Raw genomic sequence first — 20723 nt, forward strand, 5'->3', positions numbered from 1 at the left:
GCTATGCACTCCGAAGGATAGGCTGTTTTAAGCCTTTGAGGACTCGTTCAAGTTCCTGCTGCAAAACATTAAGCGGAGGAGCCCCACCTGCAACGGAGATATTTTCGCCGCCCACACTAAAACTTAAACCCACTGCTGAGCCACCAGTTAAAAAGCAAATCGCGTAAACTGCTGCGAGGAGGGTGATGAATTCTTTTTCGGGTTCGGTGCAGTCTGTGCTATCCACGGATCTGCCCAGTTCGAGTTGTAGGGTGGTTTCTGCACGTTTTATCATTTTTTGCAGTTTACTGTCGGGGATGTCGGTTTCTGAGAGGTTGATTGTGTCTCGTACATCGCTTGGGGTTACGGTTGCCATTTTGGTTTCCTCAAACACCTCTATGCTGAAACGGCAAATTTAACCATTTTTGGCAAATTAAAACCCATATCAAACTGTGTTTAACAAATAACTATTAATTCAAAAGCTTTTTTCTCAATTAAGCATTATTTAATGCTTATTAAAAAAACAAAGGCAACAAAAATTCTGAAAAAAGCAAAGACAGAAAATAAATAAAAAATAAAAAGAAAAATTATTGTTTATTGGTTAGATGTTAAGCTGGAAGGGCTTAGTATCTGCGTGGGGGTCTGCGTTTTGCGTAGCACTCACGGCAGTAAACTGGCCTTGTACCGTCGGGCTTGAATGGAACTTGACATTCTTGACCGCAGTCTGCGCAGGTTGCCTTGTGCATTTCTCGGTTACCATATGACATTTTGCTATTTCAACTCCTAAACTATTGCTTGTGCAAAAAGGACGCTTTTCGCACGTTCCCATCTACAGTGCGGCGATGCTTATAAATACATGCCTTCTGATTTTTGCAGGAAGGGAGGAGACGCTGGTTTTCGGGTAACTGCCCAAAAAACGTTTAAATCCACTTTTTCGGGCAGAAACACGATTTTTTTACGGGTACACTAATATAGGTAAAGTTTGTATGATAAAGAGTATTGTTTAAGGATTATTGAGAAAAAGGAACCGGATATACTGCTTTTTCTCGGATTCTAACAGTAAATGGAGGGGGATATTTGAGACAGAAAAAATCTGCTTTAGGTGAGCATATAGCTCTTATCTCAGTGAAATACAATGTGTACCCTGCTGAGATTTTCCAAGCCTTAATTCAAGCAAGAGAATGTGGTAGAGCAACCTGTGGAGAACTTCACATAGAATACCGAGGACAAATAAAAGGAGAAACCATCTTTTTAATTAAGAGAAATCAAAGTGTTCTGGCTCAGTTCCGTGTAGACGAGCAAGTTCTGCTACGGAAAGATAACCCGTTTGAAAGCTGGATGAGCACAGACAAAATTAAAAAGAAACTCGCTAAACAAAACACTGAAGCCGTATACACCAGCATTGACGACTTACGCTCAGGCATGAAACGCATCAACGTAAAAGCCGAAGTTATCGAAATGCCCAAACCGGCACAAGTGCATACTCAATTCGGCAACACCGTGATGGTTGTCAACGCAGTTGTTGGTGACGATACAGGAACAATAAAACTGTGCCTTTGGGATAACCAAATAAGCGACTTAAGCAACGGGGATGCCATCGAAATCAAAAACGCGCAAGTCTGCACTTTCCGCGGTGAACGCCAACTAAGGCTTGGCAAAAATGGCTCTCTAAATATTGGTCCACAACTCAAAGCCATGAACAATTAAAATGGCTATTTCCATGTGGCTCGACGCTGAGACCACACAAACTTCTTTTTAACATTCAGATTTTGTTTTGGCCGGTTTTTTTGGGTTTTGTGTTTTGAGAGGCATTCTTTGCAGTAGATGGGTTTGCCTTCTTTAGGTTTAAAGGGCACAGTGGTTATTCTGCCACACTCTGAGCATTTCACTTGAGTTACAATTTTTTGCCCCATAAAAACCAGCCTAAAATCGGAACCCTTAATCAGATATGGGTTTGTTCGGTAATTAAACGTATGTTACAATATTAGGATACAACGGCGTTCCCGTTTGCTCTCACACACGTAGACTACCATGTTCAGTAAAGAAATCACTAATATCTGCTATCAGTAGATTCAGGCTTGCTCAAAATGTCTATAATGTATTTTGAAACTGATGGTACAACCTTTTCATCAATTGAAACAATACCTGCTTCTTTCGTGAAGCCACCTGACGAAGCGCTATAGAGATTCATTGAAGAAACAATTGCAACTGTATCATCAATAACTATAATCTTTGCATGTATCTGATTGTCATAATGAATTAGCATCCCCGCCTTCTTCAGACTTGCTTGACACTCTCTTTTGGTAATGTCATCATTATTTTCCTTAGGACGACGAGCGACAACCTTAACACTGATTTTTCTTAAAACGGCGTTTTCAAGATTTTTCGTAAGGTGACAGCTATCAATGAAGGGATTTGTAACTAAAATTTGATGTTGCGCCTTTCCTATCAACACCCTTGCTAACTCATCTAAATATTCGCCTTCAAGAAAGAAATGTCTTGACTCTATTGGGAAGTTGAGATTCCGCATTTCACGCCATTGAATTATCCATTGAATCAAACCAACCTCTTTATTTACAGAAGATACTGGTATGCCTTGTTTTGCTTCCATTACTACTTGTTGTAGTTTTTGCCCTAAATCCGATGAAATATTAGTTGCAAGGTATTTTGTCCATTCTTGCCTAATTACCTCATCAACTAAAAAATAATTTTTGCCTTCATACCTAATTACATTCGCTTGACGAAGCGGAGCTAAGGCTCTTAACAAGGCTTTTGGCGGGAATTCTGTTTCTTCCATTAATTTATTAAAACTAACTGGTTCTTTTCCATGTAAAACGAGTGATTTAATTACTTTCCCTTGCCAAGTCCCCAAATACTTAGGATTTTGTGACAATGACACTCACTTTTAATAATTAGATTTAAGCAATGAATTTAAGACTTGTTAATCTAACGCTAATACTAAACATGTATGCTAACGAATTTTACAACAAACACTTACAACTAATTGTTTAGAACACCAAAAACTCATGCCCTCTTAAGGATAGCGTTTCCCTTGACATAGAGGGAACCAGCAATTGAACCAAAGTAGCCCCGTGCGTGTAGGTATTTTAATTAATTATGCAATGATGCTACTACTCTTCGAGGATGAAAAGCATGGAACCTAAAATCGTACCAGCATCAACCATCAAAGAATATTTGACCCCTGAACACTGCTACATTTTTGAGAACTGGGGCAGCCCCAAAGTCAGCATCGCCCGCGCCCGAGTTGAACCCGGCGTCACCACCGTGCCCCATCACCTAATAGGCGTAGACGAATACTACCTCATCGCTCAAGGCGAAGGAACCACAAAAATCGGGAACCTACAATCTCAAAAAATCGGTGTCGGAGACGTTGTTGCGATACCCGCAGGGGTCAGTCAAAGCGTAACCAACACAGGAAAAGTGGACTTGATTTTCCATTGCATTTGCACGCCAAGGTTCACCCAAGAATGTTACGTAGATGAGTCAAAAGAGAAATTATAAAAGCCTTGATTTTGCCACATTAAACCCGTTTTTGTTTCCGAAAGCTACTTAAGCACTTTTTTGTAAACAATTTTTAAGAGCAACTATTTCTCACAGAAATACTTCAGCAGTTTAGGGAGAGAGCATCGTGCAGTTTGAGCTTGTTGCACCATTCAAAACTTCGCCAGGACAGGAAAAAGCCGTTGAAGAGTTAGTGGAGAACTTCAAAAGCAAAGACAAGCAGACACTTCTGGGCATTACGGGCAGTGGCAAAACCTTCATCATGGCAAACGTGATAAACAGGCTGCAGAAGCCCACGCTGATTATTGCGCATAACAAGATTTTAGCAGCTCAACTCTATGCTGAACTCAAGGAACTTTTTCCCAAAAACCGCGTTGAATACTTCATTAGTTTTTATGATTATTACCAGCCCGAATCCTATCTTCCAGCGCAGGACATGTACATCGAAAAAGACTCTGATGTGAACGACCAAATCGAGCAGATGCGCATGCACGCCGTCAGCAGCATAGTTAGCCGAAACGACACCATCATCGTCGCGTCAATCAGCTGTATCTACAGCTTGGGCAACCCCGAAGATTTCAGAAGCATGTCTTTGAGGCTTGAAGTCGGTGCGCATCTGACCAGGCAGGAACTTCTCCATCAGCTTGTGGACATGCAGTACGAGCGCAATGACATGGTGCTGGAGTCAGGCAGGTTCCGCGTCCGAGGCGACACCATCGACATCGTACCCGCATACGAAAACGACATCATCCGCGTTGAACTTGCAGGAAACCAAATCGCAAAAATCAAAGAAGTCCAACTTTTGACGGGCAACGTGAAGGTTTCCGTGGATAAACTCACGCTTTATCCTGCACGGCAGTACGTGGTGCCTGAGGAGAAGCAGGCTTTGGCGCTTGAGCATATTGAACAGGAATTAGAGCGTCGACTGCAAGAACTACCGCCGTTGGAGGCTCAGCGGCTTAAACAGCGCACAAACTACGATTTAGAAATGATTAAGGAGATGGGTTTCTGTAGTGGCATGGAGAATTACAGCCGCCACTTTGATGGACGCAGACCAGGCGAGCCACCCTTCACGCTGATGGATTACTTCCCCAAAGACTACCTCTTAATCATTGACGAGAGCCACCAAACAATTCCACAAGCCCGCGCCATGTACAACGGCGACTACAGCCGCAAAAAAAACCTCGTCGACTACGGCTTCCGCTTACCCAGCGCAATAGACAACCGCCCCCTCAAATTCGAAGAGTTCGAAAAGAAAATCGGCAAAGCTATGTTTGTTTCTGCCACACCTGCCGAGTACGAACTGGAAAAAAGCGGCGCACCCGTCGAACTCATCACAAGACCCACAGGGCTTTTAGACCCCATAATTGAGTTGCAGCCAATAGCTGGGCAAATGGAGCATCTAATGGCGGAAGCACGCAGAACCATTGAGCAAGGCAACCGTGTCCTAATAACCACCCTCACAAAGCGCATGGCAGAAGACCTCACCGATTACCTCGTCAAAGAGGGCTTGCGCGTGCGTTACATGCACAGTGACGTGGACAGCCTTGACCGTATTGAGCTGGTGCGGCAGTTACGCGTGGGCGATTTTGACGTGCTGGTAGGCATTAACTTGCTGCGTGAAGGCTTAGACATTCCCGAAGTCGCTACGATTTTCATTTTGGACGCTGACAAAGAAGGCTTCCTACGTGACGAACGCAGCTTAATTCAAACCATTGGCAGGGCAGCCCGCAATGAAAACGGCAAAGTAATCCTTTACGCCGACGTCCAAACCAACTCGATAAAGCGTGCCATGGAAATCACTGCTTACCGCCGAGCATTCCAGCAAAAATACAACCAACAATACGGCATCACCCCCAAAACCATCGTGAAAAGCGTCAGTCAGCAAGAAGGCAAAATTCATGGCATCAAACACCTTGCCAAATCTGATGTGCGTCACCAGTTGATTGAGATGGAGTCGCAGATGCGGGAGGCAGCTGAAAAATTGAATTTTGAGAAGGCGATTGAATTGCGAGATGCGATTGCAGAGTTAACGATGGCACTGTCTCGGAAAGAGGAAAATGAGCAGTATACCCAGAAAATTGAGGGGTTTAATGCAACAAAGTTGAAAAGTCCCCATAGTAAAAGAAGAAGGAAATAGTAGTCTGATCGTGTTATGAGAGATAACATTTCTATAAAAGGTGCCCGCGAGCACAACCTCAAAAACATTGACTTGGAACTTCCAAGAAACAAGTTCATAGTTATAACTGGGCTTTCAGGCTCAGGCAAATCCACCCTCGCATTTGACACCATATACGCGGAGGGACAACGCCGCTACGTGGAAAGCCTATCCGCTTACGCGCGGCAGTTTCTAGGGCTCATGGATAAACCCGACGTGGACTCCATCGAAGGACTGTCGCCAGCGATTAGTATTGAGCAGAAAAGCACCAGCAAAAATCCGCGTTCAACAGTGGGCACCGTCACCGAAATCTACGATTACCTCAGACTACTTTTTGCCCACATCGGCACGCATCATTGTCCCAAATGTGGCAGCAGCATTCACCCGCAAAGCCCAGAAAATATCACCAGCATGATAATGGCTGAAAAAGACAAAACCCTGATTTTTCTTGCGCCAGTAATCCGTGGCATTAAGGGCACACATGAGCAGGTGTTTGATGATCTTAAAAAGCAGGGCTACACCAAAATCCGTGTTGACCAAAAAATCTACGAGTCCGATACCATCAAAGAAGAGGTCAAACTGGTTCGTTATGAGAAGCACTGGATAGAAGCAGTCATAGACACTGTAACCATCAGTGAAGATGAGCACGCACGCATCTCTGAGGCTGTTGAAGCGGCGTTGCAGATGGATAAGGGTACCATGATAGTTATCGACGCGTCCAAGCAGGACGGCGAGAAAAAGAAGGAACTTGAACGGTTCCAAGATGAAACAATGTACAGCACTTTTGGTGCGTGCCCAAATCATCCCGAAATCGTCTTTGAAAGCTTAGAACCCAGAATGTTTAGCTTCAACAGTCCATTTGGAGCTTGCCCAGTCTGCCACGGCTTAGGTGAAATCAGCGAAGTTAGTGAGGATTTGGTCATTCCCGACAAGAATCTCTCCATTATGGATGGTGCATTGGCGGTTTATGGTAAGATGGATTTGAGCTGGCGTGCCCAACAACTTGCGGCAGTCGGCAAAAAGCATGGCTTTGACGTTTTCACGCCCATGAAAGACCTCACCAAAGAGCAACTCAAAGTTCTCTTGCAAGGTGACCGTGAACCCATGACGGCGCAGTGGTCAAACGGTGCGAACATGTGGATGCGGGACGGTTGGGAAGGCGTGATACCGCAGACCATGCGGTTGTACCGTCAAACCGAGAGTGAATGGCGCAAAGAAGACATCGAAAAATTCATGACCAGCAAACCCTGCACGGCCTGTCATGGCAAAAAGCTCCAGCCGGTCGTGCTCGCAGTTAAAGTGCTGGATAAAAGCATAATCGACGTAACCGACTTATCCATAGAGGAAGCCGTGGACTTCTTCCTAAACTTGCCACCTCAGCTTAACGAGAAAGAATTAATCATCGCCAAACAGGTGCTCAAAGAAATCAACCAGCGCCTTGGCTTTCTAAAAAACGTTGGCTTGGGCTACCTGTCGCTTTCACGCGCAGCCAAAACGCTTTCTGGTGGTGAGGCACAACGCATCCGCTTGGCAACGCAAATTGGCAGCAACCTCATGGGTGTCCTATACATCCTAGACGAACCCAGCATCGGCTTGCACCAGCGCGACAACGCCAAACTCATCAGCACCCTGCATCGGCTCCGTGACTTGGGCAACACGCTGATTGTGGTGGAGCATGATGAGGAAACCATTCGCAACGCTGACTACATTGTGGATATGGGACCAGGCGCAGGCGTTCACGGTGGTCACATCGTTGCAGAAGGAGCGCCAGAGGAAATCATGCAGAACACGCGTAGCCTAACGGGCAAGTATCTTTCAGGCGAACTAAAAATCGACATCCCCATTCAGCGCCGCAAACCAGTCGGTTACCTCACCGTAAAAGGCGCACAAGAAAATAACCTTAAACAGCTCAATACACAGTTGCCACTGGGTGTCCTGTGTGGTATCACAGGGGTTTCAGGTTCGGGAAAAAGCACCCTGATGAACCAAACCGTTATTCCTGCGTTGCGGCAGATGTTTGGGGAACGTGTTGACAAGGTGGGCAAGCATGAGGGCATTGAGGTTCCAGAGATAGTGCGCAACGTTATTGTCATTGACCAAGATCCCATTGGCAGAACCCCACGAAGCAATCCAGCTACCTACACTAAGCTCTTTGATGAAATCCGAAACATTTTTGCGTCAACCAAAGAAGCAAAAGCCCGCGGTTACAAGCCGGGACGCTTCAGCTTTAACGTGAAGGGCGGAAGATGTGAAACCTGCCAAGGAGACGGCGTCTTGCGTATCGAAATGAACTTTTTGCCCGACGTTTACGTACAGTGCAGCGACTGCAAGGGCAAACGCTACAACAAAGAAACCCTCGCCGTGCTGTATAAAGGCAAAAACATTGCCGAGGTCTTGGACATGACGGTTGAGGAAGCTGCGGAATTCTTCAAAAACACTCCAAGCGTAGCCCGCAAACTAAACACACTGCTGGATGTCGGATTAGGCTACATTAAGCTGGGACAAAGCAGCACGCAATTGTCGGGCGGAGAGAGCCAACGCATCAAAATTACTCGTGAACTCAGCAAACACAAGAGCGGACATGTCGTTTACATGTTGGATGAACCGACAACTGGGCTGCATTTTGACGACACCAAACGCTTAATCAAAGTGCTCAATCGCCTCGTGGATAATGGCAACACAGTATTTATCATTGAACATAACTTGGACGTGATTAAGAGCTGCGATTACATTGTGGATTTGGGTCCTGAGGGCGGCGCGGCAGGCGGAAAAGTGCTGGCAAAGGGAACCCCTGAGGAAGTCGCTATGGTTTCGGGTTCTTACACGGGCATGTTTTTGGAAAAGATACTCCAGATTCCAGAAAAAAGAGTAATGGCAAAGCAACCTGAATGAGCCTGCAAGAGTCCAGAAGGACTTAGAAGCACATTTTTTTATCGCCAAACCCTGTGGGTAAGGATCAAAAGTGACAAAGCTATCATAGCTATTCCAAGCGGAAGAGGCACTATCGCAAAGGACAGGTAACCTACAGAATTTGAGGAAGAGGAAACAGACGCGCTCTCTGCAGGGGGGCTAGAGGATATGAGAGCTAAAAATATACCAATAACAGCACTGATTAAAAGAATCCCCACAAGCAACAGACCGATGGCTACCACCATTCTTAATCCTGATTGATGTGTCTTATTTTCTGCGGGTGCGCGTTCGGGAAAGGTCTTTAGTAAATTGGCAGCGAGCGCGCCTTTTTCTGTGAGATGATATTTTCCCTGGTCATCTTTGGATATGAGAGCGCCTAAAGCTTTGAGATGATAGTTGAGTCTGCCCGTGTTGGTAACTTGTAGAAGAACCATGATTTCAGTGTAGCTAAGGGCATCCTTCTCCACTAGTAGCTCCAAGATGTTTCTTCTTGTTGCATCGTTGAGAATCTTGTGCAGGGCTGACCAGTCAACTTGCTCCATTTTCTATCATTCCATTGAGCCTTCTTTTATTTTATTTCATTTTAACGTTTTTGATAACAGTGGTTATCTAAGAATTATCAAACAACCCCGCGACGTAAACAGGACAATTTATGGCTGCTTAGAGGAAATACTTAATGCATTCTAATACCAGTCAAATAAACAGCGACAAGAGCCCATGATTAAACTGTCCAACCCATCAGAATTCAAAGCCAGCGACATCCCAACCAGCCCAGGCGTCTACATATACAAAAACGAGCAAGACGAAATTCTCTACATCGGCAAAGCCAAAAACTTGCGCTCACGCGTCAGCAGCTACTTTAAAGGCAAAGACCAACCAATCAAAACCCGCCGTCTCGTAGAGTGTATTCGTCAAATCGACTGGGTTCTTGTCAACAATGAGGTTGAAGCGCTACTTTTAGAAAACAAACTCATCAAACAGCACACGCCCAAATACAATATTAACCTTAAAGACGCCAAAACCTACGCCTATATCGCCCTAACCAAAGAACCCATCCCCCGAATCCTGACAAGCAGAAAAGTCAGCCGCAAACTCGAATCTTTTGGTCCCTATACGGACGGGTTTGTACGTCAGGATTTGCAACGGCTGGTAACTCGCGTTTTCAAGCTTAGAACATGCAAAACCATGCCCAAACGCGCCTGCCTCAACTACCATATTCACCTCTGCACTGCACCATGCAGCGGAAACGTCACTGCCGAACAGTACAATGAGCAGGTTGAGAAGGCACGGTCTTTTTTGAATGGGAACTATGAACAGACAATTGAGCAGTTGAAAGCCCAGATGCAGACTTCCTCTGAGCAGCAGAAGTATGAGGATTGTGTGGAGTTGCGTAATCAGATTAACTCAATTTACCTTTTGACTCAGCATCAAATTGTGGATAATGAACGCCGTTTTGACCAAGATGTTTTGGTGTTTCGGCGGGTGGGCGAGAAGGTGCTGGTGGTTCAGATGGGCGTGCGCAAAGGCGTGCTATTGGGTAAAAAAGAGTTCACAGTGGATTTGCAGCCCCAAATCGAACAGGAGTTCCTAAAGGCGTTTTACACGACAAATCAGCTTCCCCGCGAAATCCTCCTAAACAAGCCCTGCTGGCAAAGTCCCGAAGAAAAAACTGCGCTGGAAGAGTTTTTGTCCACGGAACGTTGTGCACCTGTATCATTAATTATTCCTAGACGCGCAAGCAAACTGGAACTGGTCAGATTAGCAGAGAAAAACTTAGAGTCCACCTTGGAAACCGACAGCGCCCTTGTAGATTTACAAAACGCGCTCAATCTGCCTGTGCTGCCACGTATCATCGAATGCTTTGACATATCCAACTTGGGCAAAGAACACGTAGTCTCAGGCATGGTCACCTTCAAAGACGCCAAACCTGACAAGAAAAATTACCGCAAATTCAAAATCAAAACGTTTGTGGGACAGGACGATTTCGCTGCCATGCACGAGGTTGTAACCCGCAGATACAAGCGGGTGATGGAGGAGCGAGATCGCCTGCCTGACTTGGTTATGGTGGATGGCGGTGCTGGGCAGGTTGCTGCTGCTAAATCTGCTTTGGAAAGGCTGGGTTTGTTGTTGCCGTTAATTGGGTTGGCGAAGGAGCGGGAGGAGATTTATTTGCCCGATGAGCAAACGCCACAGTGTTTTGATAAAAACAACCGTATGATGCTACTGCTACGGCGAATACGTGACGCAACACACGAGTTCTCGCTGGGATATAACAAGAAAAGAAGAGAAATGAAACTGCGAGAAGAATTCAAAAAGTAAAAAACCTAAAAACCCTTTTTTGCGAAAGTAGTTTTAGGTGTCACTTTTGTTAGGTTGTGGTTTGGCAGTTTTAGTAAGCCTTAAATCCTTAAAATGTAAATAGTTTATTATTTACAAAGGTTGATTTGAGTTGACTACAACAAAAACAGTAATCAACAAAATACGCGGGTGGTTTCCTCAAGAAACCATACTGCCAAAAAATCTCAGAGCACTACAGCAATCGACCAAAAAAATAAACATGGTAAAAATCGGCGTTTGATTTTGGTAATGTAACAAACGCCAAGGTGGACATGAGTGGGGGAAGCATTGGGGACATGATGATTTATGGGAGATTAGATGCTAACCTTAATGACCTCGCAGAACTGTATTATGATGGTACTCCTACGCTTGGTTTTATCAACACTTGGGGTGGGGCACGCCTGAGCAAAATAAACTATAACAGCACCACATCTTGAACCTTAATTTTCCAGTCAACGCTCGTCTATCAAGCCCGCAATTGCAAGTTTTTCGGATTTTCAGAAAGTTTAGGTACAGAAGGCTTGGATGAAAATTGGTCGATTATTCGATTATAAAAACTTCGTCGTTGGCTTCCTCCAATAATACCACCCACAACTGTGACAAAAACAGCCGCATGATGTTGTTGCTACGACAAATCAGGGATGCTACGCATGACTTCTCTTTGGGTTACAACAAGAAACTGTGAGAAATGAAGTTGCGGAAAGAATTTAACTATAAAAAATAGTGGGGGGCTAATTGTATATTAGCCTACGACGATGTTCTGGACGACGTTGCCGTCGACAACAAAACTGTTTATGGTGACGACTGTAAATGTTGGACCTGTTTTGGGTTGCACCTTCAACGTGTATGTACCGGCAGGAGCAGTTGTAAAATAGTAGCCGTCGCTTTTTGAGTACCAACCAGAAATGTGGCTATCTAAGGAGACAAGGGCTCCAAAAACTGGGTTTCCTGAAGAATCAGTTATGTAGCCAGATACTTTGCAACCTTCGGTTAAAGTGAAGTCTCTATTGATGTCGCCTGTAACTGTGAAAGATTTATCTCTGTAACTGAGGAAATTAGAATCAAAAGATGGCCAAATGCAGAAATCGTAAGTGCCTGCTGGTGCATAAGCTTCAAAGTATCCTGCGTTGTTTGTTAGAACACTTGGGATAAGGTCGGGAACACTGAAAATAATTTTTGCGCCTGCAATTCCATTTCCACTTGCATCTTTAACGTAGCCTGAAACTTTGAATCCTGATGGGCTTGGGATGAGAATATCTTTGCTGATGTCGCCATTAACAATGACACCTGATTCTGTATAGATTTCAAAAGTTGGACCTGTCTTCGGCTGAACCTTCAGCGTGTACGTACCAGCGGGAGCAGTGACAAAATAGTGACCATCACTTTTTGAATACCAACCAGAAATATGATCATCTAAAGAGACCAAAGCACCAAAGATGAGGTCTCCTGAAGAATCCGTAAGATAACCTGACACCTTATGACCTAACTCTAAAGTCATGTTCTTAGCCATGTCTGCATTGACAACAAAGTTTGGCTCATCATAACTGAGGTAACTTGAATCAAAAGGAGGCCAAACATCCAAATGATAAACCCCCGAAGGAGCGGTAATTTGATAATATCCTGAATTGTCAGAGCGGACACTTGGAACAATATCTGGAACTCCGAAAATTATGTCTGCACCTGCCAAGCCGTTTCCATTTGAATCCAAAATGTAGCCTGAGACGATAAAGGTGGATTGGGTACTGCTGGGTGTTGCAGTTGGTTCGCTGTTTTCAGCGGGTATAGCGGTGGGCAATGGTGTGCTTGTGCTTGCGGGGGTTGGTGTGGATTGAGTGGAAGGTAGAGACTTTTGAAGTTGGTCGGCTATTGGTGGGGCAAGGGTGGAGCTTAAGGCAAGAATTGAAGAGGCCAAAATTGAAACGGCAAGAACGGTTACTGTTACAAAGATTATTATGGGTTTGGAGTATTGCCGCAACATTGTGTAACGTGGAGGTTCTGGGCAGGGGCACCATTTAAAGAATTTTTTAAACTGGTGTATCATTTTCTTTTTCTCCCAATATTTTTGAAAATAAAACTTCAGCAAGTCTGGATGGTGAAATTTGGTTTATATCTTCGGTTAAGAGAAAGTTTCTGGCTTTAGCTTCGGAAACAAGCATTTCTCTGCATGTTTTAAGCCGTTTGCAGGTTTGGCAGTGGCCCTCGTGTTTGTACCAGACTTGGACGCCGTTTTTTGCTGAGAAGGTGACAAATGCTGGGGTTTTGAAGTGGGGGCTGTATCCAGATAAGAAGCCTTTGGAGGTGTTGAGGGTTTGTATTTCGATGTTGTTTAGTTGGGCTGCTTCGGTTAGTGCTTCGGTAATTCGCAGGTTGGCAGTGTTTACGGCTTTGTGTACTGTTTGGCGTGTGATGTTTAGTTCACGGGCTATGCTGGCTTCTTGTTGTCCTTTGCTTTTTAGTCCCCAAATGACGCGTTGTTTAGATGTGAGGTAAGCCGCGCTTAAGCTCATGGATTTCACCGCAGTAAGCCTATATAAGCTTACAAAGTAAGATAGACAAGGTTACCATATAAGCTTTTCCAAAACCACAACCAACCAAAAACAAAAAAACATCAGGCAAATAAGTGCTCCAGCAAAATCCTCAAACCAATAAGAATCAGCACGATGCCGCCGACAATTTTTATACGGTGCCCCAACCGTTGACCCAAACCACAACCAAAATAGAACCCAATCAAAGAAAGCCCAAAAGTTACGACCCCAATCGCGACGATAGGCGTAAAAAGGGATACCTGCAAAAATGCAAAACTGAGCCCAACCATTAAAGCGTCAATACTTGTGGCAACTACCAAAACCAGCAGCGTTTTCAGTTTAAGGCTGGTGGGTCCGCCTTTTGTTTCTTCTTTTTTGATGCCGTCGTAGAACATTTTTGCGCCGATAAAAGCAAGAAGACCAAACGCTACCCAATGGTCAACGCTGGTTATGATGCTTTCAAAACTTAGTCCCGCCGCATACCCGATGACAGGCATGATCATTTGGAAACTGCCAAACGCTGTCGCCGTTAAAAGAGCGGATTTGCGTCTGTTTTCTTTTATGGTCAGACCGCTTGCTATTGAAACCGCGAACGCATCCATCGCTAATCCGACAGCGATTAGGTGGATTGTTAGTGCGTCCACAGTTTGCACCGTTAGCCTTTGGTGTCTTGATAAATATAGGTTTTTTGAAAAAAAGGGTTAGATAAACTTCTTTAATGCCCCTTCTAACTCATTGAACCCCTTAATTATTATGTCTGAATGGTAAACTATCCAGGGGCTGAGGCATTTTATTGGAGACACAACGATGACGTTTTTGCCTTTGCGTTTAGCATAAAACATTTCCATACATGCTCCCGCAGATAAAATAGGAAAATAAACCACCATAATGTCACATCGGTCCGCATCATCCAAATCCCGCTGTACAAAATCAAATGTTGGCACCTTATCCCACCAGCATTCCTCCGTGCCATTGTAGAGGACGCGCTCGCGCTTCCAGGGGTCAATAACGTCTAAGCCCAGTTTCTGGCAGATTTCGGTGATTGGTTTTCGGTAGTCTTGCTGTTTTTCCATGCCAAGGATGGGTCCTGAAATGAATACTTGCTTACTCAAGGTAATCAACGGTAGAACCAATGAAACGCTTGATATTATTCTTTCTGAGGGCAATCAATATATCGAAAATGGGAATGAGAGTTTATAACAAGTATGCAATCGTAATATGCCAGAGGGTAAAATATGAAAAAACAAAAAACCCAAACAATCATACTCACCGCTACCCTGCTAATCATTCTCAGTTTAACTGCAGCAAATTTAGCAAGCGCAGCAAAACCCCCCGTATTCACCATCAGTCAAGACAGCGGATGTGTCGGGGACATAATCACGGTTTCTGGAGAAAAATTTGCGCCAAACAGCAACGTGAAAATTGAACTATTCATGTTTGAAACAAAAACTGATGAAAAAGGCAAATTCAACGATGAACTCACCATACCAGGAGAGGGGTTGCTGTGTGCTGGCGAGTACGAAGTTGTAGCAATTGACGACAAAGGAAACAAAGATTCCACAACCTTCAAAATAATGCCCTCAATTGTTTTAACGCCAAACTGTGGCGCGGTTGATTCAAAGGTTAAAGTTCATGGCGACTGCTTCCCAGACGGAAAAATCAAAGAGATATCCATCACTTTTGATGATAAACTGCTTTTGACAATTAAGGAGTATCCGATGGGCATGTTTGACGCGGAAATTACAATTCCAAAAGCATCAGTTGGCGAACACACCATAAAAGCAACAACTTATTATGGAGATACAGCTCAAGCAACCTTCATGGTAACACCTCAAATACCTCTGCCAGAGTACCCCTTTGGCGCCATCGCTGCAATAGCCGCCTGCATTGGAGCATATGCAGTTATTAAAAAAGGAAAAAGCAGACTAAATTATAACAGCCTCATTTAACGACCGCAAAAAAGCTATTTACAAAGAAAAACAGATAAAAATAAACTTGAAAATTAAAAAAAGAAAAGAAGATTACTCAGTTTTCTCAGTATCTTCTGTAGCGGCGGTAGCGTCTACTTCTGTATCTGCGGCTTGTTCCTCGACGACCTCGACTGTCTCGATCGTTTCGGTTGTTGTTTCCACCGCTTCTGGTTGCGCCTCCCCGGGCGCTATGGTAGGGTGGGCTTGAGTTGGCGCTTCCTCTGCTGTAAAATTTTCAATCAAGGTTTCCACAACAGGCACATTTTCTGGAGTGAAATCAATGAGTTTCTCAGTATTTTCAGGAGCAACTTCAGCGGCTACTTCTGACTCTGGAGCGGCTTCCTCAATTGTTACTGCCGGTTCTTCTGGGGATACTTCAACAATTTCTGGCTCAGCGGCGATAACTTCAGATGCTGATTCCTCAATAACTTCTGGCTCTACTGGAGCTTCTTCCACTGCAGATTCTTCAACAACTAATTCAGCAGGTGTATCTTCAACTACTGGTTCTGCTGCTTCAATTATTGGAGCTTCCTCTACCACTGGAGCTTCTTCAACCGCTACAACTGCTTCCTCAACTACTGCTGCTTCAACAGGGGCAGCTTCTTCAACTGGAGCCACCTCTGCTTCGACAGGTGTGTCGGTTACATAGGTTACTGTTTCGTCTGCAACAACTTCTGCGGGAGCAACTTCAGCTTCAACTGCTGGTGCTGCCTCTTCGACTGGAGATACTTCGGTTGCAACTTCAACGGGAGCGGCAGCCTCAATTGCTGGTTCTGCCTCAACAGGTGCAACTTCAGCAGGCACTTCGACTACGGGGGTAGCCTCAACAGCAGGGGTTTCTTCTACAGGGGCATCTTCCACAGCGGGAGCTGCGTCGGCAGGAGCTTCCTCAACTACTGCAGGTTGTAGAACCACTGGAGCAGATGCTTCAACAATTGGAACCTCAACAAGTGTTTCAGTCACAACTGGTGCAGCAGGCGCTACTTCTACGGGGGCAGTTTCTTCAACAACTGGTGTGGGTGCAACTTCAACAGCAACCTCTGCTTGTGGTTCATCAACTGGAGCGGCCTCAACTGGTACACACTCAATTGCTGGCGCAACTTCTGCGGGCGCTTCAATTACAGGAGCAGCCTCAATTTGCGGAGCAACAGGAGCGGGAATTTCAATTGTTGGAGCAGTTGGCTCAGGGGTTACGGGAGCTTCAGGAGCCACTACTGCTGGCGTGTTTAGGGTTGATACTGCTTGCTGGATAGTCACCAATTCATTCTTGGCTGTATCAAGACCAGTGTTTAGAAGGCTGATTTCTCGGCTGTAGGTTTCTTCTTCTATTTCGCCTACTGCATGTTGAATCTCATAGTTTGCTAGGAGAATTTCAAGGGTTTTTACTTGGTCTTGGAGTTCTTGGGTTTTTGCAGTCATTTTATCTAGAAGTTCTTTTTGCTGCTTTTCGATTTCTTCAATTGCGGCAATTATATCTTTATTAAATGAGTCTCGGGTAGCTTGAGAAATTTTTCCGGTCGTATATAAGTTGTCTAGCGCACTCTTTTTCTTGTTCGCTATTTCGTGTTCTTCTTTTAATCTCTTAAATGAGTATTTCCATGAAATCAATTTTAGGCACCGTAGCTTTTTACTGCAAAACTGGAAATAACTTTTGTTAACATGGACATATATCGGTAACTATTAAAAAGACGTTTTATGGTCTGAAAAATGAAATTTATACGTCTAAATTCCAGTTTTGTAGTGGCTGTTTTAGCATTTTTCTATAAATAATTTTAGGCATCAGACAGTCTGCATTAACAGGTTTATGTGAAACGGATTTCTTGTTCGCTTGTACAGTTTGCTTTAAACATCAAAGACCTTGTGTCACATTTTTGGGATTTTCAACCAGAAAAACAGTTTAAATTATCTAAACATTTTAGGGTTTATTCATATAAGTTATTCTAAATTAGAACAAATCTTAAATAGTTAAACAAGACATAACATGCAAACGCAAGGGAAAAACTATGTTAATGTCATCAAGCATAAGCAGTATCGAACGCTCCGAACCAAGAATAGTCAAACGCATACACGAAAAAATAATCAAAAACTTCATGGACACCATAATACTATCCGAACTCCGAACCGGACCAATAAGCGGATACGACGCCATAACCTTCATCCACAACAAATACGGCTTTCTCGTCAGTTCAGGAACAATATACTCAATGATGTACTCGCTGGAAAGAAACGGGTTAATCAAAGGCATAGACCAAGAAAGAAAAAGAGTCTATAAACTCACCGAAAAAGGCGCCAAAACTCTCGAAATCATATTGCACTCCCAAGACAAAATCAAATTCCTAATAAACAACATCCTCAAAGCCTAAAAAACACCAAAACCCTAGCTTTTAGCCCATTCAGAATCGAAACGCTAAAAAACCCCCCTGCTGTTTTCTATCAACGCAACAAATATTCGGCGGGTCCGTAGCTCAGTCAGGCTAGAGCATCGGACTTTTAATCCGAGGGTCGCGGGTTCAATTCCCGTCGGACCCGCCTATATGCACACTAGTTATACTAATGACAGCATTTTTTTGATGAATTTTAGCTGTTTAGAATTGTTTAACTGGAGTAAGAAGTCTTGGTTTTTTGGGCATTCTATAGGTTAAATTTTAAAATTAAAAGCTCAATGTTAGACCCATAGTGAGCCACGAAACGCCCTACTGCTATACCAAGAGGGCGCACTGTTATGATACACAAAGACATTGTCGTAGCGGCGGTCAGCAAAGATGGCCCCGCCTAGTTTTCTAATATCAGAGGGCGTTTTCAGCCAGCTCGATGTCTTTGTATCAAAACTCCCAAGTTTCTGCAACTCGCTGTATTGTTCTTTCGTTAAAAGCTCAATACCCATTGCAGTTGCCATATCAACAGCGTTGCCTTCTGGACGCGCCCCTCGTTTTTCTGCAATCAGTTGCCCTTCATGGTCGTAACAAACCTTTCTGCGACCCAAAGGACTTTCCGCCGAACAATCATAAAAAACATATTCACTAAGCTTTTCATCGTCACCAACAACATCCGGTTCACCACCAGTCCTTTCCATTTCGTTGAGTGACCAAAGTTTTTCAGGATTAGCTTGTAGCTTTGTTTGTATTTTAGCCCATTCAGAACCTTTATGGCGGTTCATGTTTTTCTCAAAACGGGTTTTCAACACATTTAACAATTCTTCAGGTTGCTTTGGCGATAGCCCTTTTTCTGATGGCCTGCGCATAATTACAGTATTAAGTCTAGGTTTATAAAATCAGTTATCAGGGCGACTTTACTGTACAGTTAACTGAAAACCGAAAGGACTACAGGAAAATACTATACCTACAAAGTCCAAGGAATAAACAAAAGGCTATCTATCTCATGTGATGAGTTAGCAAAGCTTTATTATAAACAAAGAAAAAGTAAAATCAACCAAATAAAGGCTTACAATTTTTTGGATTGAACGGTGCTTTGACTGTACAGATGGAGGATTTGGGCTTCTCAAAAGGCATAATTGAAGAAGTTGTACTATCAACCTGCAGCGTTGATGGGCAACCAAACGCCGCGCCTATGGGTGTCACGCTCCAAGACGAGCAACACTTCAGTGTTGACTTATTTAGTCCATCTCAAACATTTCGCAACATCAAAACCAACCGCTACGCCGTCATAAACCTAATCAGCAACATAGAAGCGTTCTATCGTTCAGCTTTTAAAGAAACAAATCCTGAGGGGAAGCTGCCGACAGAATGGTTTGAGAAGAGCCACTGCGTTAATGCACCCAAGCTTTGTTTTGCTGATGCAACAGTTGAGGTCTCAGTTGAGCACATGGAACCTAATGCCGCAGAAAACACAGGGAAGACAAGGGTGATGTTTAAGGTTGAGTTTGTAGATGCGCCAATGAAGTATCCTCAAGCGTTTAACCGTGCCATGTCTCTGACAATGGAGGCAATAATCAACGCGACCAGAGTCAAAGCCTTTCTTGATGACCCCGAACAGCAATATCAGGTTGCGAAACTTTTGGAAGCTATTAATAACTACCGTCAGATAGTTAATCGGGTGGCACCTAACTCGGCTTACTCAGCAGTTATGGATGACTTGACCAGCCGAATTGACATGTGGAAAAAACTCCAGTAAGACTCATTTTCAGGAAAATAACAAAAGAAGGGGCAGTTTACAGTTTTCCGAACATTTTTAGCCCGTTGGCAACCTGCTCTCCAAAGTAAAGGTTGCTGAAAACTGTGCCTTCGCTTTCACGCAATCGCATAGCTTCAACCAGAGGCGCGTATTTTCCGCCTGCTAACCCGTTGGCAAACACTGCAGCGCCCTCAGCAGCTTGCTTAGTGACTTTTGCGTTGCTCTTAAGAACTGTGACACCAGCTTTTACGCCTGTTTGCTCAAAAAATTCCGTGAAGCACCTGGTTAAGTCTGATAGGAACTGTGGTATTCTGATGAATCTGCCGCTGAGAATTATTTCCCTTGGCATAACGGAGGGCAACAGAGAGGAGACATCTTTCACCACTGACTCCAGCATCATCTTATAGCCAGCATTGCTCTGCGAGTTTGTCTGCGCGTTGTTGATGAAGTCGTCCAGTGGTTTGGTTGGGTCAACTTTGGCAAATGAAGACACACCACCTGCAAACAGCATTTGCTTTGAGAAGTCGTCAAGTACGTTGGCTAAAACGTAGGCTACTTCTGAATCAAAAAAGCCGCTTCCAAGAAACGATGGGAATCCTGCGGTGCCAGCCATTGCGTCTACGATTTGCCCATCCTTAACCGCCATTGCGGATGTGTACCCAAAACCTACCTCGACCAGAACAAACGACGTATCAGTGTATGGAATGTTTAGTCTTTCCGCTTGGTCTTTAGCGGCTAAAACCACACTTAAAATCTTGTCCGATGTGCCCATATCGATTTTATTGGCTTTTCGGTACTGAGGCACAGTTTTCAGATGGATTACACCCTGCGTAAAGTAAGTATTCAAATCCTTGGCATCACGAAGCAACAACATAAGCTCACGTAAGCCAATAATTCGTAGTCGTCGTTTCACGTCAGCATCCGTTACAAAGGTTGCCTGAGCAATTTCCTTATTGGTTGCGTCTTGTGCCCGTTTTAGTTGCATGCCATATCCAGAAGGTCCGACGATGGCATCTATTTTGCCTACACGGCTTTCTACTTCTCGTAGTTTTTCTACGACGAGTTGAGCGCTTTTTGTTATTTCATCTCTGGGAATAGCAAGATCAATTATGGTGCTGCCATCTTGGTCATCGAATCCGTAAATGTCCATCGTTTTTGTTCCGGAATCAATCCCTATGGTGCGAACCAAGG

19 protein-coding genes, 1 tRNA gene and 2 pseudogenes are annotated in these 20723 nt (G+C 44.2%); 10 read left to right on the plus strand and 12 right to left on the minus strand.

The genetic code is table 11. The annotated features are described in order from the left end of the window. Position 1: 1 nt before the first annotated feature. On the minus strand, positions 2-355 hold the full coding sequence (locus NWF01_09945; protein MCW4025339.1) for a hypothetical protein: 354 nt from the start codon (positions 353-355) through the stop codon (positions 2-4). Between the two features lie 247 nt (positions 356-602). Continuing rightward, positions 603-746 (minus strand): DNA-directed RNA polymerase, encoded by a 144-nt coding sequence (locus NWF01_09950; GenBank protein ID MCW4025340.1) that lies wholly within the window; start codon positions 744-746, stop codon positions 603-605. A 310-nt stretch (positions 747-1056) separates the two neighbouring features. Here NWF01_09950 and NWF01_09955 point away from each other — a divergent pair, with 310 nt between their 5' ends. Continuing rightward, positions 1057-1686 carry a hypothetical protein gene (locus NWF01_09955; GenBank protein ID MCW4025341.1) on the plus strand — a complete coding sequence of 210 codons (630 nt, stop codon included), beginning with the start codon at positions 1057-1059 and terminating at the stop codon, positions 1684-1686. A gap of 86 nt (positions 1687-1772) precedes the next feature. Here the strand turns inward: NWF01_09955 and NWF01_09960 are convergent. Beyond that, positions 1773-1892: pseudogene (locus NWF01_09960) on the minus strand (DNA-directed RNA polymerase). A 137-nt stretch (positions 1893-2029) separates the two neighbouring features. After that, positions 2030-2872, minus strand: a complete 843-nt coding sequence (locus NWF01_09965; protein ID MCW4025342.1) for a phospholipase D-like domain-containing protein — start codon at positions 2870-2872, stop codon at positions 2030-2032. Positions 2873-3132: 260 nt separating this feature from the next. On the opposite strand from NWF01_09965, the gene NWF01_09970 reads away from it, so the two are divergent. From NWF01_09970 to uvrA, 3 genes and pseudogenes are all read left to right on the plus strand, one after another. Then, positions 3133-3501 carry a cupin domain-containing protein gene (locus tag NWF01_09970; GenBank protein MCW4025343.1) on the plus strand — a complete coding sequence of 123 codons (369 nt, stop codon included), beginning with the start codon at positions 3133-3135 and terminating at the stop codon, positions 3499-3501. Between the two features lie 127 nt (positions 3502-3628). Further along, a pseudogene (uvrB, locus tag NWF01_09975) lies at positions 3629-5533 on the plus strand (excinuclease ABC subunit UvrB). Between the two features lie 123 nt (positions 5534-5656). Further along, positions 5657-8551, plus strand: a complete 2895-nt coding sequence (gene uvrA / locus NWF01_09980; protein ID MCW4025344.1) for an excinuclease ABC subunit UvrA — start codon at positions 5657-5659, stop codon at positions 8549-8551. A gap of 38 nt (positions 8552-8589) precedes the next feature. On the opposite strand, the gene NWF01_09985 is transcribed toward uvrA, so the two are convergent. Continuing rightward, entirely contained in the window at positions 8590-9111 is a 522-nt protein-coding gene (locus NWF01_09985) for a helix-turn-helix domain-containing protein (GenBank protein ID MCW4025345.1), read from the minus strand. 175 nt (positions 9112-9286) lie between these two features. Between NWF01_09985 and uvrC the strand changes: the two genes are divergently transcribed. Both uvrC and NWF01_09995 read left to right on the plus strand, forming a co-directional pair. Further along, entirely contained in the window at positions 9287-10888 is a 1602-nt protein-coding gene (uvrC, locus tag NWF01_09990) for an excinuclease ABC subunit UvrC (GenBank protein MCW4025346.1), read from the plus strand. A 290-nt stretch (positions 10889-11178) separates the two neighbouring features. Next, complete coding sequence (locus tag NWF01_09995; GenBank protein MCW4025347.1) at positions 11179-11343, plus strand: hypothetical protein; 165 nt, start codon at positions 11179-11181, stop codon at positions 11341-11343. A 305-nt stretch (positions 11344-11648) separates the two neighbouring features. Here NWF01_09995 and NWF01_10000 read toward each other — a convergent pair whose 3' ends face one another. The 4 genes from NWF01_10000 to NWF01_10015 form a co-directional block, all read right to left on the minus strand. After that, positions 11649-12947: a hypothetical protein gene (locus NWF01_10000; protein MCW4025348.1), complete on the minus strand. Its 1299-nt coding sequence runs from the start codon at positions 12945-12947 to the stop codon at positions 11649-11651. After that, positions 12931-13413 (minus strand): hypothetical protein, encoded by a 483-nt coding sequence (locus NWF01_10005; protein ID MCW4025349.1) that lies wholly within the window; start codon positions 13411-13413, stop codon positions 12931-12933. Before NWF01_10005 ends, NWF01_10000 begins: the two co-directional genes overlap by 17 nt. Positions 13414-13514: 101 nt before the next feature. After that, complete coding sequence (locus tag NWF01_10010; protein MCW4025350.1) at positions 13515-14075, minus strand: manganese efflux pump MntP family protein; 561 nt, start codon at positions 14073-14075, stop codon at positions 13515-13517. A 57-nt stretch (positions 14076-14132) separates the two neighbouring features. Beyond that, positions 14133-14543: a nucleoside 2-deoxyribosyltransferase domain-containing protein gene (locus NWF01_10015; protein MCW4025351.1), complete on the minus strand. Its 411-nt coding sequence runs from the start codon at positions 14541-14543 to the stop codon at positions 14133-14135. A gap of 123 nt (positions 14544-14666) precedes the next feature. Between NWF01_10015 and NWF01_10020 the strand changes: the two genes are divergently transcribed. Next, positions 14667-15380 (plus strand): hypothetical protein, encoded by a 714-nt coding sequence (locus NWF01_10020; protein MCW4025352.1) that lies wholly within the window; start codon positions 14667-14669, stop codon positions 15378-15380. 72 nt (positions 15381-15452) lie between these two features. Here the strand turns inward: NWF01_10020 and NWF01_10025 are convergent, their stop codons facing one another. Beyond that, positions 15453-17009 carry a CdvA-like protein gene (locus NWF01_10025; GenBank protein ID MCW4025353.1) on the minus strand — a complete coding sequence of 519 codons (1557 nt, stop codon included), beginning with the start codon at positions 17007-17009 and terminating at the stop codon, positions 15453-15455. 395 nt (positions 17010-17404) lie between these two features. On the opposite strand from NWF01_10025, the gene NWF01_10030 reads away from it, so the two are divergent. Together NWF01_10030 and NWF01_10035 are read left to right on the plus strand one after the other, a co-directional pair. Further along, positions 17405-17764: a PadR family transcriptional regulator gene (locus NWF01_10030; protein MCW4025354.1), complete on the plus strand. Its 360-nt coding sequence runs from the start codon at positions 17405-17407 to the stop codon at positions 17762-17764. A 91-nt stretch (positions 17765-17855) separates the two neighbouring features. Next, positions 17856-17930 (plus strand) — tRNA-Lys (locus NWF01_10035). A gap of 136 nt (positions 17931-18066) precedes the next feature. Here the strand turns inward: NWF01_10035 and NWF01_10040 are convergent. Next, positions 18067-18642, minus strand: a complete 576-nt coding sequence (locus NWF01_10040; protein MCW4025355.1) for a DUF4256 domain-containing protein — start codon at positions 18640-18642, stop codon at positions 18067-18069. A 227-nt stretch (positions 18643-18869) separates the two neighbouring features. On the opposite strand from NWF01_10040, the gene NWF01_10045 reads away from it, so the two are divergent. Then, positions 18870-19532 carry a DUF447 family protein gene (locus NWF01_10045; GenBank protein MCW4025356.1) on the plus strand — a complete coding sequence of 221 codons (663 nt, stop codon included), beginning with the start codon at positions 18870-18872 and terminating at the stop codon, positions 19530-19532. A gap of 37 nt (positions 19533-19569) precedes the next feature. On the opposite strand, the gene NWF01_10050 is transcribed toward NWF01_10045, so the two are convergent. Next, positions 19570-20721 carry a DUF1464 family protein gene (locus NWF01_10050; protein ID MCW4025357.1) on the minus strand — a complete coding sequence of 384 codons (1152 nt, stop codon included), beginning with the start codon at positions 20719-20721 and terminating at the stop codon, positions 19570-19572. Between the last annotated feature and the right edge of the window lie 2 nt (positions 20722-20723).

Source organism: Candidatus Bathyarchaeota archaeon (genome assembly GCA_026014585.1).
Lineage (GTDB): Archaea > Thermoproteota > Bathyarchaeia > Bathyarchaeales > Bathycorpusculaceae > Bathycorpusculum.

Coding starts and splice junctions, on each gene's coding strand:
- uvrA (MCW4025344.1), top strand. CDS start 5,657: ATGAGAGATAACATTTCTATAAAAGGTGCCCGCGAGCACAACCTCAAA.
- NWF01_10030 (MCW4025354.1), top strand. CDS start 17,405: ATGTTAATGTCATCAAGCATAAGCAGTATCGAACGCTCCGAACCAAGA.
- NWF01_09970 (MCW4025343.1), top strand. CDS start 3,133: ATGGAACCTAAAATCGTACCAGCATCAACCATCAAAGAATATTTGACC.
- NWF01_09995 (MCW4025347.1), top strand. CDS start 11,179: ATGAGTGGGGGAAGCATTGGGGACATGATGATTTATGGGAGATTAGAT.
- NWF01_10005 (MCW4025349.1), bottom strand. CDS start 13,413: ATGAGCTTAAGCGCGGCTTACCTCACATCTAAACAACGCGTCATTTGG.
- NWF01_09950 (MCW4025340.1), bottom strand. CDS start 746: ATGTCATATGGTAACCGAGAAATGCACAAGGCAACCTGCGCAGACTGC.
- NWF01_10000 (MCW4025348.1), bottom strand. CDS start 12,947: ATGATACACCAGTTTAAAAAATTCTTTAAATGGTGCCCCTGCCCAGAA.
- uvrC (MCW4025346.1), top strand. CDS start 9,287: ATGATTAAACTGTCCAACCCATCAGAATTCAAAGCCAGCGACATCCCA.
- NWF01_09945 (MCW4025339.1), bottom strand. CDS start 355: ATGGCAACCGTAACCCCAAGCGATGTACGAGACACAATCAACCTCTCA.
- NWF01_09985 (MCW4025345.1), bottom strand. CDS start 9,111: ATGGAGCAAGTTGACTGGTCAGCCCTGCACAAGATTCTCAACGATGCA.
- NWF01_10020 (MCW4025352.1), top strand. CDS start 14,667: ATGAAAAAACAAAAAACCCAAACAATCATACTCACCGCTACCCTGCTA.
- NWF01_10040 (MCW4025355.1), bottom strand. CDS start 18,642: ATGCGCAGGCCATCAGAAAAAGGGCTATCGCCAAAGCAACCTGAAGAA.